This is a genomic window from Streptomyces sp. NPDC052496 (genome assembly GCF_040679095.1).
Lineage (GTDB): Bacteria > Actinomycetota > Actinomycetes > Streptomycetales > Streptomycetaceae > Streptomyces.
Genome location: NZ_JBFAUH010000009.1, coordinates 1 through 12,895 on the forward strand (window position 1 = coordinate 1; position 12,895 = coordinate 12,895).

At 72.3% G+C, this 12,895-nt stretch carries 9 protein-coding genes and 1 pseudogene; 2 read left to right on the forward strand and 8 right to left on the reverse strand.

The features are described from left to right. Window positions 1-101 (forward strand): annotated as a pseudogene (locus tag AB0L45_RS14360) (ATP-binding protein); the annotation flags it as partial. A 63-nt stretch (window positions 102-164) separates the two neighbouring features. On the opposite strand, the gene AB0L45_RS14365 reads toward AB0L45_RS14360, so the two are convergent. The 4 genes from AB0L45_RS14365 to AB0L45_RS14380 all read right to left on the reverse strand — a co-directional run bounded on the left by AB0L45_RS14365 (window position 165) and on the right by AB0L45_RS14380 (window position 5,659). After that, window positions 165-827, reverse strand: a complete 663-nt coding sequence (locus AB0L45_RS14365; protein ID WP_365839546.1) for a DUF4360 domain-containing protein — start codon at window positions 825-827, stop codon at window positions 165-167. A gap of 237 nt (window positions 828-1,064) precedes the next feature. Further along, window positions 1,065-1,274 (reverse strand): acyl-CoA carboxylase epsilon subunit, encoded by a 210-nt coding sequence (locus AB0L45_RS14370; RefSeq protein WP_365839548.1) that lies wholly within the window; start codon window positions 1,272-1,274, stop codon window positions 1,065-1,067. Between the two features lie 96 nt (window positions 1,275-1,370). After that, window positions 1,371-2,954, reverse strand: a complete 1,584-nt coding sequence (locus tag AB0L45_RS14375; protein ID WP_365839550.1) for an acyl-CoA carboxylase subunit beta — start codon at window positions 2,952-2,954, stop codon at window positions 1,371-1,373. Window positions 2,955-3,214: 260 nt separating this feature from the next. Further along, entirely contained in the window at window positions 3,215-5,659 is a 2,445-nt protein-coding gene (locus AB0L45_RS14380; RefSeq protein WP_365839552.1) for a polysaccharide lyase 8 family protein, read from the reverse strand. A gap of 238 nt (window positions 5,660-5,897) precedes the next feature. On the opposite strand from AB0L45_RS14380, the gene AB0L45_RS14385 reads away from it, so the two are divergent. Further along, window positions 5,898-6,527, forward strand: coding sequence for a YceI family protein (locus AB0L45_RS14385; RefSeq protein ID WP_365839554.1), 630 nt, complete (start codon window positions 5,898-5,900; stop codon window positions 6,525-6,527). Between the two features lie 86 nt (window positions 6,528-6,613). On the opposite strand, the gene cimA is transcribed toward AB0L45_RS14385, so the two are convergent. From cimA to AB0L45_RS14405, 4 genes are all read right to left on the reverse strand, one after another. Then, window positions 6,614-8,230 carry a citramalate synthase gene (gene cimA, locus AB0L45_RS14390; RefSeq protein ID WP_365839556.1) on the reverse strand — a complete coding sequence of 539 codons (1,617 nt, stop codon included), beginning with the start codon at window positions 8,228-8,230 and terminating at the stop codon, window positions 6,614-6,616. A 705-nt stretch (window positions 8,231-8,935) separates the two neighbouring features. Then, window positions 8,936-10,285, reverse strand: a complete 1,350-nt coding sequence (locus AB0L45_RS14395; RefSeq protein WP_365839558.1) for an MFS transporter — start codon at window positions 10,283-10,285, stop codon at window positions 8,936-8,938. A gap of 55 nt (window positions 10,286-10,340) precedes the next feature. Then, window positions 10,341-11,612 (reverse strand): hypothetical protein, encoded by a 1,272-nt coding sequence (locus AB0L45_RS14400; RefSeq protein ID WP_365839559.1) that lies wholly within the window; start codon window positions 11,610-11,612, stop codon window positions 10,341-10,343. A 9-nt stretch (window positions 11,613-11,621) separates the two neighbouring features. Next, window positions 11,622-12,854: a hypothetical protein gene (locus AB0L45_RS14405; RefSeq protein ID WP_365839561.1), complete on the reverse strand. Its 1,233-nt coding sequence runs from the start codon at window positions 12,852-12,854 to the stop codon at window positions 11,622-11,624. Window positions 12,855-12,895 lie beyond the last annotated feature (41 nt).

The following is a 12,895-nucleotide window of genomic DNA, read 5'->3' on the forward strand; positions in this document are numbered from 1 at the left end:
CCGACGCACCGATCATCACCACCGACGCCCGCCACCGCAGCGAGGCCAAGAGCGCCCTCATCACCCTGGTCGAACACGCCCTCATGGCCCGTCTGCGCTAGTGCGGCCACCGATGGGACGAGCCCCCGCACCGGCGGTGCGGGGGCTCTGTGCTGCCTGTGTGCCTACCTCGGGCACTGCTTCCACGCGAAGTGGTACTTGGTGTTGATGCTGCCGTCGGTGGAGTCCATCGCCATGTAGCTGGTCAGCTTGGGGTCGGAGCCCTTGGCGTCCACGCGCAGCTCGGTGTTGATGTTGAAGTACCGTTTCTCGCCACAGGGGGCGTAGACCAGCGCGTCGATCCCGGTCTCGTCCGAGGCCTGCCAGTTGGCGTCGTACGGGCCGGTGAACCGGTGGCTCTTGCGGGCGGTCTCGGAGCTGCCCTGGAAGTAGTAGCCCGCCTGTTCCAGGCCGACGGCACCGGGCGCGAGCTGCGCGTAGCCGCGGTAGTCGGCCTTGGCGATGGCGTAGGTGAAGCCCTGGGGGACGTGGACGTTCAGGGCGATCTGGCAGTTCTTGCGGGAGTCCGTGGGTCTGCTGTCCTTGCCCGCCTGGGCGAGGTATTCGCTGTACGTCACGGTGAACGCGGTGTTGTCGGGCGCGACGGCCACCGCGGCGCTGCCGGGCCGGCAGCCCGAGCCGTTGACGGTGGCGACCGTGATGGTGATCTGGCCGGTCGGCGGTGCCTCTTCGCCGTAGCGGGGGGCCTGTGCGGTGGCGGGGGACGCCGACCCGGCGAGGAGCAGCAGCGATGCCGCGGCGGCACCGACACCCAGGGTGCGGAGCATGGGATTTTCCTTCCGGTCGTCCTGTGGCCGGCTCCCGCGGCCCGGAGTGCGGGACGACAGGAGCGGAATGACGAGCGCATGTCAGCACGGGGAGCACGTCTTGGACAGCTCCCGGCCCCGGAGTCGGTGCGAACCTACGCCTTGTTTCGGCCGCCGCAGCAACGGCGTACGACGCGCGAAGAAAGCAGTCGGGCCCGGCACTCACGAGGAGTACCGGGCCCGGTGTGACGGCTGTGCTCAGCGCTGCCAGCTGCCGGCACCGCGGAAGCCGTGCTGGCGCTCCAGCCGGCGCCAGCGCGCGGCGGTGGCGCGGCGGCGGCCCGGCACGGCGGCCTCCGGCCGGTGGGCGGCACGGGCGAGCAGGACGGCGGTCAGCGCCGCCAGCTCCTCCTCGCTGGCCTCACCCTTCTCCACGCGGATGGGGCTGGTCTGAACGGGAGTGGTCACGTCGTTTCTCCGGTCTGCGAAAGGTCCGGTCGGGGGCCGGTCGGTGGCTGTCGTGCCGGGCGGGCCTGCGCGCCCTACGGGGCGGGCCTGCGCGCCTTACTGGGGCGGGTTGCCGTGCTTACGGGCGGGCAGGTCCGCGTGCTTGTTGCGGAGCATGTCCAGGGAGCGGATGAGGACCTCGCGGGTCTCGGCGGGGTCGATCACGTCGTCGACCAGGCCGCGCTCGGCCGCGTAGTACGGGTGCATCAGCTCGGACTTGTACTCCTTGACCATCCGCGCCCGCATCGCCTCGGGGTCGTCCGCCTCCGCGATCTGCTTGCGGAAGATGACGTTGGCCGCGCCCTCGGCGCCCATCACCGCGATCTCGTTGGTGGGCCAGGCGTAGGTCAGGTCCGCGCCGATGGACTGCGAGTCCATGACGATGTAGGCGCCGCCGTACGCCTTGCGCAGCACCACGGAGATCCGCGGGACGGTGGCGTTGCAGTACGCGTACAGCAGCTTGGCGCCGTGCCGGATGATGCCGCCGTGCTCCTGGTCGACGCCGGGCAGGAAGCCGGGCACGTCCAGCAGCGTGACGATGGGGATGTTGAACGCGTCGCACATCTGCACGAACCGCGCGGCCTTCTCGGACGCCTCGATGTCCAGCACGCCGGCCAGCGACTGCGGCTGGTTGGCGACCAGGCCGACGACCTCGCCGTTCATCCGCGCCAGCGCCACGATGATGTTGGTGGCCCAGCGCTCGTGGATCTCCAGGAACTCGCCGTCGTCGACCAGCTCCTCGATCACCGCGCGCATGTCGTAGGGGCGGTTGCCGTCGGCCGGCACCAGGTCCAGCAGCGTGTCGCCGGAGCGGTCGGCGGGGTCCTCGCACTCCACCGACGGCGGGTTCTCCCGGTTGTTCGACGGCAGCAGGGAGATGAGGTAGCGGACCTCTTCGAGGCAGGTGGCCTCGTCGTCGTAGGCGAAGTGGCACACGCCCGAGGTCTCGGCGTGCACGTCGGCGCCGCCCAGGCCGTTCTGGGTGATCTCCTCGCCGGTGACCGCGCGCACCACGTCCGGGCCGGTGATGAACATCTGCGAGGTCTCGCGGACCATGAACACGAAGTCGGTCAGCGCCGGGCTGTAGGCCGCGCCGCCCGCGCACGGGCCGAGCATCACGCTGATCTGCGGGATGACGCCGGAGGCCTTGGTGTTGCGCTGGAAGATGCCGCCGTACCCGGCCAGCGCCGAGACGCCCTCCTGGATACGGGCGCCGGCGCCGTCGTTCAGCGACACCAGCGGGGCGCCGGCCGCGATGGCCATGTCCATGATCTTGTGGATCTTCGTGGCGTGCGCCTCGCCCAGCGCGCCGCCGAAGATCCGGAAGTCGTGGGCGTAGACGAACACGGTGCGCCCGTGCACGGTGCCCCAGCCGGTGATCACACCGTCGGTGTAGGGCTTCTTGGCCTCCAGGCCGAATCCGGTGGCCCGGTGCCGCCGCAGCGGCTCCACCTCCCGGAAGGAACCCTCGTCCAGCAGCAGCTCGATCCGCTCACGCGCGGTGAGCTTGCCCTTGGCGTGCTGCGCCTCGGTCGCCCGCTCGCTGGGGCCGCGCCGGGCCTGCTCACGGATGGCGTGCAGCTCGGCGACCCGCCCGCGGGCGTCGTTCGCCTCGGCGGGCACATCTTCGACAGTGGTCATGTATCGACGGTACGTGGCCGGACCCTCCGGAACCGATGTCGGTTTCGTACAACGTCGGAAGCGATTTGGTGGGCAGGCAGCACAGAAGCGTCCTGGACGAGGCCTGCGTCACCCCTGGTCGGCACGCCGGACTGCCTCAGCGGTATGTATGGGCCCGACAAAACGCGCCCGCGTGGCGTTGTGGCAGTCCACTGCTTGACCGGGCGCCGCGGAACCCCGGCCGGCGCGTCGGCGCCGCCGTGGCCAGGCGGAACGGCCGGTCAGCGCAGGGCGACGGTGCAGGTGTGGCTGGTGCAGGCGGTGCCCGGAGTGACGCGCAGCCGCAGCGCCGGGGTGGTCGCCAGGACCGTGACGGCGGGCCCGGCGGTGAGCACGGCGCGGACCGGACGGCGCCAGACCACCTCGAAGGGCGTGCCGGTACGCGGCGGCTCGGCGACGCACAGTGACGCCGTGCGGCCGCCGTGCCGCCCGTACGCGGCCTGGGCCGGCCGCTCGCGCAGCAGGACGCTCGCGGGTGCCGAGACGGTCACTCCGCCCGCCGCACCGGCCTGCCAGAAGTTCGCGGCGGTCAGGCCGAGCGACGGGACGGCGACGGCCTGGCACCGGCCGGTGTTGGCGAGGACGGTCAGCCAGTGGCGGTCGGCGGCCCGGGCGGCGAGGGCGCGCGGGCCCGCGCCGGGCATCAGCAGGTACGCGTACGCGGCGTCCGCCGGGTCGGTGCCGTGGTCGATCCAGAGGGTCAGGTAGCGCCGGGTGAACGGTTCGGGCGAGCCGCCGGTGTTGATGTCGCTCCAGGCGCCCGTCCGGGTGTCGCGCAGCGCGTGCAGGGCGGTTTCCCCGGCGCCGGGGACGCGGGGGAAGACGTACCCGCCGTGCCCGGCCAGGTGGATCCAGCGGGCGCGCGGGAAGGCGAGCGGACGGCCGGGTGCCGCGGGCTGCCGTACGCCGTCGACGGTCAGCGCCTGCTTCCCCGCCGCGCCCAGGTTCCGGTTGTCCACGACCGTCTCGGCGGGCACCCCGTCGCGGGAGGTGATGCCGGCGCCCAGGCAGACGACGCAGTCCGCGGCGAAGAACCACGACTTCTTGGCGCGCAGGGTGGCGGACAGGCCGCGTACGTCCTGTCCCACCACGGCGTACTCCCCGTCGGTGGTGCCGCCGACCCACCGCGCGGCCGGCTTGGGCGCGCCCCAGCCGCCGCCCTCGTTGTCGGCGAGCCGTTTGGCGGAGACGGTCGTGCCGGGCAGGCGGTACGGATCGACGGTGGGCCAGAACGCGTCCGTGTACTGGGCGTTCGCGAAGTCGCGGCCCCACCAGTAGAGCATTCCGGCGCCGGTGTGCCAGCCGCGCGGGTTCTCGCCGTTGCCGTTCTCGTAGTACGTGATGCGGTCCGAGGCCATGGCCAGGCCGGCGGCCCAGCCGGGGCGGCGGTGCACGGCCCGGTCCATGGCGGGGAAGAGCCGGTGGGCGACGGGCTCCGGCGCGACCGGGCCGCCGTCGTCCGCGAGCGCCTTCAGGCGGGCGAGGTCGGCGATCTCGTACTGCCGGTCGGCGAGCACGGGGTAGCTCACGTCGCGCCGGATCCAGCCGCGGACCATCGCCTGCCAGCGCTCCCGCTCCCGGGGCGTGGCCGCCTCCGCCAGCAGGGTGACGGCGGCGACCAGGGCGTGGCCGTGGAAGTGGTCACTGCGCATCACCCGGCGCTCGTCCGCGCGCAGAAAGCCGCGGCTGATGGCGCGTCCGTTGACGCTGTCCATCATCAGGCCGTTGTAGAGCAGCGGCGCGTAGGCGTGCTCCACGCTGTCGAAGATGATCTGGCGCTTCGGGTCGGTGACGGCCCAGTCGGTCCCGGCGAGCAGGGTGAAGAGGCGGCCGAGGCCGTCGAGGAGGACGAAGCCGTAGGTTCCGGAGTAGGCGACCCAGGTGTGCTGGACGAAGGAGCCGTCGGCGTAGAGGCCGTCGCCCTTGGTGACGTACGGGAAGACCGGGGACAGCGCGTCACGGGCCAGCGCGGTCTTCGCCGGGGCCCGGCCGAGGATGCCGCGCAGGGCGACGACGCGGCACAGGTCGACGCGGTTGGCGCCGGTGCTGGTGCCGGTGTAGTCACCGAGCATGCTGTCCGGTACGAAGTGGTCGACGGCGGCCAGGTACCGCTCCCGCCGGTCCGCGCCGAGCTGGTCGTGGAGCATCGCGACGGTGTCCAGGAGGAGCCGCGGGCTGCCGATCTGCCACTCCCACCAGTTGCCGTACCGCGCGGTGCCGGCGTGGTAGACCGCGTCGTGCACGTGGTCCAGGCCCCGGACGGCGTCGGCGGCGAGGCCCGCGTCGCCGGTCAGGCCGGTGCCGGGCTGGAGGTACGCCCGGGCCATGGTGGCCAGCCGGCTGTAGCTGCGGGTGATGCCGGCCGGCGGGTCGAAGGGGCTGTCGGGCCAGAGCGATCCGGTGGCCGGGCGCATGGCCGCGCGGAAGCCGCGGGCCAGCTCGCCGGTCTCCTTCAGGCGGGCGGCGTACGGCTCGGCGGCGGGGTCGAAGCCGGTGCCGAGCTGGATGCCGAGCCAGCGGCGGCGCAGGGCTTCGTACGGGTCGCCGTCGGCGGCGTGCGCGGCGGGGGCCGGTCCGGCGAGCGCGGGCGTCAGCGCGAGGCCGAGGGCGCCCGCTCCGGAGAAGCCGAGGAAGCCGCGGCGGGACCAGACGGGGGAAGGCGGCACGGTCCGTCCTCTCCGTGAGCGTCAACTGCGTACGGATCGGGGCTGGTTGAACGGTGTCCGACGGCTGAGACCCTGCCACGGGCCGCGCACTTCGACAATGCCCATGACATGTCCGCCGCGGGACATCGCATCACTCCCCCACGGGACAGATGTTGAAACTTGAACTAGATAGCGCTAGGCTCGATCTCGTTGAAGGTTAAACAACCTTGTTCGAGCATCCCGTCTTCGAGGAGGAGCCATGGCTCTGTTCCACCGCAAGCGCGCCGCCGACGCCGGCCACGCCACCACCGACCGGGCCACCGCCGTCCTCGACGCCGGCCCCGACCTCACCGCGCTGACCGGCGACTACACCATCGACCCGGCCCACAGCCGGATCGGCTTCACGGTCCGGCACGCCATGGTCACCAACGTCCGCGGCGCCTTCGGCACCCACGAGGGCACCCTGCACCTGGACGACGCCGACCCGGCCCGCTCCACCGCCACCGTCGACGTCACCATCGCCTCCGTCGACACCGGCATCGCCGACCGCGACGCCCATCTGCGCGGCACCGACTTCTTCGACGCCGACACCTTCCCGCTGATGACGTTCCGCTCCACCGCCGCCGAGCGGGTGGGCGGCGACACGTACCGCGTCACCGGCGACCTGACGATCAAGGACGTCACCCGGCCGCTCACCATCGACCTGGAGTTCCAGGGCGCCGCCACCGACGTGTACGGCGCCGAGCGCGTCGGCTTCGAGGGCAGCGCCGAGATCCTGCGCTCCGACTGGGGCCTGACCTGGAACGCGGCGCTGGAGACCGGCGGTGTGATGGTCAGCGACAAGGTCAAGCTGACCTTCGACATCTCCGCCGTCAAGGCCACCGCCTGACCCGGAACCCCGAGAACCCCGCGGCCCCGTCCCGGCTCCTCCCCCAAGGACCGGTACGGGGCCGCGGTCGTCCCGGCGCCGTGCGGTCACTCCTGCGGCTCGACCCCGGCCCGCATCAGTCCGTACGCGTACGCGTCGTCCAGCGCCTGCCACGACGCGGCAATGACGTTCTCGGCGACGCCGACCGTCGACCACTCCCCCTGCCCGTCACTGGTGGACACCAGGACGCGGGTGATCGAACCGGTGCCCAGCCGGCCCTCCAGGATGCGGACCTTGTAGTCCACCAGCTCCAGCCCGGCCAGCTCCGGGTAGATCCGTTCCAGGGCCACCCGCAGCGCCCGGTCCAGCGCGTGCACCGGTCCGTTGCCCTCGGCGGTGGCCACCAGCCGCTCGCCCTTGGCCCACAGCTTCACCGTCGCCTCGTTGGCGTGCGTACCGTCCGGCCGGTCCTCGACGATCGCCCGCCACGACTCCACCCGGAAGTACCGCAGCGCCCGGCCCTCCGCCTCCTCGCGGAGCAGCAGCTCGAAGGAGGCGTCGGCGGCCTCGTACGTGTAGCCCGCCAGCTCCCGCTCCTTGACCCGCTCCACCACCCGGCCGACCAGCTCCCGGTCGCCGCTCAGGTCGAAGCCCAGCTCCTTGCCCTTGAGCTCGATGGAGGCGCGCCCCGCCATGTCGGAGACCAGCATCCGCATGCTGTTGCCGACCAGCGCCGGGTCGATGTGCTGGTACAGGTCCGGATCGACCTTGATCGCGGAGGCGTGCAGCCCGGCCTTGTGCGCGAAGGCGGAGACCCCGACGTACGGCTGGTGCGTGGACGGCGTGAGGTTGACGACCTCGGCGATGGCGTGCGAGATCCGGGTGGTCTCGGCCAGCTTGCCCTCGGGCAGCACCCGGCGCCCGTACTTCAGCTCCAGGGCCGCCACGACCGGGAAGAGGTTGGAGTTGCCGACCCGCTCGCCGTAACCGTTCGCGGTGCACTGCACGTGGGTCGCGCCCGCGTCCACGGCGGCGAGGGTGTTGGCCACCGCGCAGCCGGTGTCGTCCTGGGCATGGATGCCCAGCCGCGCCCCGGTGTCCGCCAGCACCGTCCGTACGACGGCCGCGACCTGCGCGGGGAGCATGCCGCCGTTGGTGTCGCAGAGCACCACCACGTCGGCGCCGGCCTCGCGCGCGGTGCGGACGACCTCCTTGGCGTACGCCGGGTCGAGGGCGTACCCGTCGAAGAAGTGCTCACAGTCCAGGAAGACCCGGCGGCCCTGTGCCCGCAGGTACGCGACGGTGTCCCGCACCATCGCCAGGTTCTCCTCCGGCGTGGTGCGCAGCGCCAGCTCCACATGGCGCACGTGCGACTTGGCGACCAGCGTCACGACCGGCGCCTGCGACTCCAGCAGCGCGGCGACCTGCGGGTCGTCCTCGACCCGCACGCCCGCCTTACGGGTGGCGCCGAAGGCGACCAGCTGCGCGTGCCGGAAAGCGATCTCCGTACGGGCCCGCTGGAAGAACTCGGTGTCCCGGGGGTTGGCGCCGGGCCAGCCGCCCTCGATGAAGCCCACACCGAAGTCGTCCAGGTGCCGGGCGATGGTCAGCTTGTCCGCCACCGTCAGGTTGATGCCTTCGCGCTGGGCCCCGTCGCGCAGCGTCGTGTCGAAGACGTGGAAGGCGTCGGACAACGCGGGTCCGGGTTCGGGTGCGTCCGTCATGCTGGTCTGGCTCCTGTCGAGGTCTCGGGTTACCGGAATACCCGGTTCCACCGCCCCCTCATGGTCCCTCGCGCTCCGCCTCCGGCGAAGGTGGTGCCGGAAACGAAAAGACCCCTCGCGGATGCGAGAGGTCTGCGCGCGGGTCTGGGGCGACGGTGACCGCGCCGTACTCGGTTCGTACGGGGCGGTCACTGCGGACCGGCGCGCCTGCTGCCAATAATGATGGCGAGGGAGGGCACGGCGTCAGTGTGCCATACGTTCCCGGAGGGGGGGCGGGTGTCTCACAGTGCGGGCCATAGGGGTGGCCGGTCCTGTGTCCTCAAACGCCGGACGGGCTGATTTCGCCTGGCTGCGGGCCGTCAGGGGTGACGGTTCCTGTGTCCTCAAGCGCCGGACGGGCTGGATTTGGCCTGGCTGCCGGCCGCCAAGGGTGACGGATCCTGTGCCCTCAAACGCCGGACAGGCTGATTTCGCCTGGCTGCGGGCCGTCAGGGGTGACGGTTCCTGTGTCCTCAAGCGCCGGACGGGCTGGATTTGGCCTGGCTGCCGGCCGCCAGGAGTGACGGATCCTGTGCCCTCAAACGCCGGACAGGCTGATTTCGCCTGGCTGCGGGCCGTCAGGGGTGACGGTTCCTGTGCCCTCAAACGCCGGACAGGCTGATTTCGCCTGACTGCCGGCCGCCAGGAGTGACGGATCCTGTGTCCTCAAGCGCCGGACGGGCTGGATTTGGCGGGCTGTGAGCTCGGCTGGGCAGGTTCAGGCGTGCTCTCTCCTTCCGCCTGCTTCACCCGGTTCAGGTCGATCGTCCGCGTCTCCCGCATCGTGATGTAGACGACCAGGGAGACCGCCGCGCAGCCGGCCACGTACCAGTAGTAGCCCGACTCGATGCCGCCCTTCTTGAACCACAGTGCGACGTACTCCGCCGTGCCGCCGAAGAGGGCGTTGGCGATGGCGTACGGGAGGGCCACGCCGAGGGCGCGGATGCCGGTGGGGAAGAGTTCGGCCTTCACGCAGGCGTTGATGGAGGTGTAGCCGGTGACGACGAGCAGGGCCAGCAGCGAGAGGCCGAGGGCGGGCCAGAAGCTGCCGGCGTGCCGGAGCAGCGTCATGATCGGCACGGTCAGGAAGGTGGAGCCGACCGCGAAGGTGATCAGCAGCGGGCGGCGGCCGATCCGGTCCGAGAGCTTGCCCGCCAGCGGCTGGATGCACATGAAGACGAACAGCGCGCAGAAGCTGACCAGCGAGGCGGTCGGTTTGTCCATCCCGGCGCTGCCCGAGAGGTACTTGGTGAGGTAGGTCGTGTACGTGTAGTACGCGACGGTGCCGCCCATGGTGAGGGCGATGACGAGGAACGCCTCGCGCCGGTGCGCCCACAACGCCTTGATCGTGCCGCGCGCCGGGTCGCTGTGCGCGCTGTCGTCCTGCGCGTACACCTCCGTCTCCAGCATGTTGCGCCGCAGGTAGAAGACGATGGCCGCGCCGAGCGCGCCGATGATGAAGGGGATGCGCCAGGCCCAGCTGTGCAGGGCGTCCTCGGACAGGGTGCGCTGGAGGACGATCTGCAGGCCGAGTCCGAGGAGCTGGCCCGCGGTCATGGACACGTACTGGAAGCTGGAGGCGAAGCCGCGCCGGCCGGGGGCGGACGCCTCGGTGAGGTAGGTGGCGCTGGCCGCGTACTCGCCGCCCACCGAGAGTCCTTGCAGCATGCGGGCGATGAGCAGCACCGCGACGCCACCGTACCCGGCCACCGCGTAGGTCGGCGCGACGGCGATGAGGATGGCCGAGGCGGACATCAGGGTGACGGTGAGGGTCAGCGCGGCCTTGCGGCCCTTGCGGTCACCGACCCGGCCGAGCACCCAGCCGCCCACCGGCCGCATGAAGAAGCCGACCGCGAAGATCCCCATGGTGTTCATGAGGTTGGCGGTGTCGTTCCCCTTCGGGAAGAAGGAGTCGGCGAAGTACACCGCGAAGCTGGCGTACACGAACCAGTCGAACCACTCGACCATGTTGCCGGCCGAGCCGACCCAGATCTTCTTCCACTGCTCTCGTCCCATGACGGATCACGCTCGCCGACGCCGCCCGCCGCGGCAAGGGTTCAGCGGGCAACGATCACGCTTCGTTACCTGCGGGGTATGCGGAGGAACGGCGTACGAACACGTCACCGCGCCCGTTGGTGTCATCCGGAACCAGGTCCTCCGCCCACGAGGCGAAGACGACGGTGCGGGCGTGCGCATCCAGGGCGGCGTCGCGGAGGTCGGTGGCGGGCTGCACGAGCCGCGTCCGGCCGTCACGCAGATCGCGTAAGGACAGCCCGTCGGCGGACCGGAACGCCAGGTACCGGCCGTCGGCGCTGAGCCGTCCCGCGGCGGTGGTGCCGGCCGGGTCCGCCGCGTCCACCCGCTGGGTCGTCCCGGTGCGCAGGTCGCGGCGGAAGACGTTGCGGCCGCCGTTGGTGTCGCCGGGGGTGAGGTTGGCAGCGACGGCGGTGAACAGGACGTACCGGCCGTCGGCACCGATGTCGTCGAGAACCGAGTAGCGGTCCGAGGGGGTGCCGTCGTAGGGCACGTCGGCCTGCCGCACCCGGCCGGTCGAGCGGTCCGTGACGTAGACGTCCGTCTGCGGCCGGCCGGACACCTTGGGGACGTTGGTCCGGTACGCGACATGGCGGCCGTCGGCGCTGATCCGTGGCGAGTCGGCCTCGGTCGCGCCCTGCGGCGGCGGGCCGCTGACCCGCTCGGTGGTGCCCGCCACCCGGTCGCGGACGTACACCCGTACGTCGCGGTTGGGCGAGCCGGGGTACCGGGCGGCACGGGAGGCGGCGAAGGCGACGTACCGGCCGTCGGCGCTGACGGCCGGGTGGTACGAGGCGGTGCCGAAGCCTGGTTCGAGGCCGGTGTCGACCCGCTCGGTGCGGCCGGTGCGCAGGTCGCGGGCGTAGACGTACGACGCTTCGCCGCACGGGCCGTGACCGTCGCAGACGCGGTGGGAGGCGGTGAAGGCGACGGTGCGGCCGTCGGCGCTCAGTGCGGGCTCGTGGGCCCAGGAGCCGGGCGGCGCTCCGGCGGACGCCGCGTCCACCCGGGTCAGTTCCCCCGTGCGGGAGTCGCGGACGTACACGTCCTGGAGCCGGTCGGTGTCTCCCGGGACGAGGTTCGCCGCGTCGGAGGCGAAGGCGATGTACCGGCCGTCGGCGGAGACGGCGGGGGTCTGGCTGTCGCCGTCGCCCTGGGTGCCGTCGGGGGCGACGCTGACGCGTGCGATGCGGTAGGTGCCGGTGTCCGGTGCCGGGCCGTGGGCCGCCGGGGCGGTGGGCGCGGCAAGGGCGGTGGCGAGAGCGGTGACCAGCGCGGCGGCGGCGCGGCCCGCGATTGCGTACGGCATGGTGCCCCCTCAGCGGACGTGCCGCAGGAACACGTCGGTCTCGTCGTTGGTGTCGTCGGCGACCAGGTCGTCGAGGTGCGACTCGAAGACGGCCTTGCGGCCGTCCGGCGTCATCCCGTCGGGCCCGGCGGTGGCCGCCCTGGGCCTGCCGTCGGTGCCGGGGCTGACCAGGGTGTCCTTGCCGGTCTTCAGGTCCTTGACGTACAGCCCGTACGCGGCGCCGTAGGAGTGCAGCAGCAGGCGCCGGCCGTCCGGGCTGATCGCGTCCGCTTCGGCGTACGGGTTGCCGTCGATGCCGTCCACCCGCCGGATCGCACCGCTGCGGACGTCCCGCACGAAGGCGTAGGAGCGCGCCTCGTCGGGCACCGGCACGATGTTCTTCGCCGAGGAGTTGAAGGCGACGGTGCGGCCGTCGGCGCTGAGCAGCGGGTCGGTGGAGCCGGAGGTGGCGGGCCGGCCGTCGGCGGTGGTGTCGATCTGCCGCTGCTCGCCGGTGCGCAGGTCCGCGAGGTGGATGTCGGCCCAGTCGCGTTCGCCGCCGGGGCCGCCGCCGCGCCGGCTGCGCTCCCGGTAGGCCACCTTGGTGCCGTCGGCGCTGATGCGCGGCGCGTCGTAGCCGCGCCCCTCCTTGGCGGGGATCCTGTTGGCGCGGCGCGTCGTGCCGGTCCGGCGGTCGCGTACGTAGATCCGGCCCAGTTCCTCCTCCGGCGGCGGGGCGGTGGCCTGCCGGCCCAGGAAGGCGACGTAGCGGCCGTCGGCGCTGAGGGCGGGTGTCTCGCCGCCGGTGAAGCCCGCGTCCAGGTCCAGGTCCACGCGCTCCAGGCGGCCGGTGCGGATCTCGTGGACGTAGACGTGGTACGTGCCGTCGGTCTCCGCGTCGAAGGCCACATAACGGCCGTCCGCGCTGATCGTGGCGAAGTCGGCGTTGCCCGGGCCGAGCGGGGCGTTGAGGCGGCGGGTGGTGCCGGTGCGGCGGTCGTGGAGGAAGACGTCGTGGACCAGGGCGCCGTCGTTGTCGTCGCCCGGCACGAGGTTGTCGGCCGCGGAGTCGTAGGCGATGTACCGGCCGTCCGGGCTGATCGCGGCGTTGTACGAGCCGCCGCCGACCGCCTGCGCCCCGTCCGGCGCGGTGTTGACCCGCTCGGTACGCGGCCCGTGGCCGCCGGCGGCCGTCGCGGACGTACCGGTACCGCCTGCCGCCAGTGCCCCGGCCAGGGCGGCGATCGCCACCGCACCCGGCACCGTGCGTCTGCTCCTGCCCCTGCTCCTGCTTCTGCCCCTGC

Bases quoted from the DNA above. Each gene is read 5' to 3' on its own strand.
- AB0L45_RS14400 (WP_365839559.1), bottom strand. From the start codon at position 11,612: ATGCCGTACGCAATCGCGGGCCGCGCCGCCGCCGCGCTGGTCACCGCT.
- cimA (WP_365839556.1), bottom strand. From the start codon at position 8,230: ATGACGGACGCACCCGAACCCGGACCCGCGTTGTCCGACGCCTTCCAC.
- AB0L45_RS14395 (WP_365839558.1), bottom strand. From the start codon at position 10,285: ATGGGACGAGAGCAGTGGAAGAAGATCTGGGTCGGCTCGGCCGGCAAC.
- AB0L45_RS14385 (WP_365839554.1), top strand. From the start codon at position 5,898: ATGGCTCTGTTCCACCGCAAGCGCGCCGCCGACGCCGGCCACGCCACC.
- AB0L45_RS14375 (WP_365839550.1), bottom strand. From the start codon at position 2,954: ATGACCACTGTCGAAGATGTGCCCGCCGAGGCGAACGACGCCCGCGGG.
- AB0L45_RS14365 (WP_365839546.1), bottom strand. From the start codon at position 827: ATGCTCCGCACCCTGGGTGTCGGTGCCGCCGCGGCATCGCTGCTGCTC.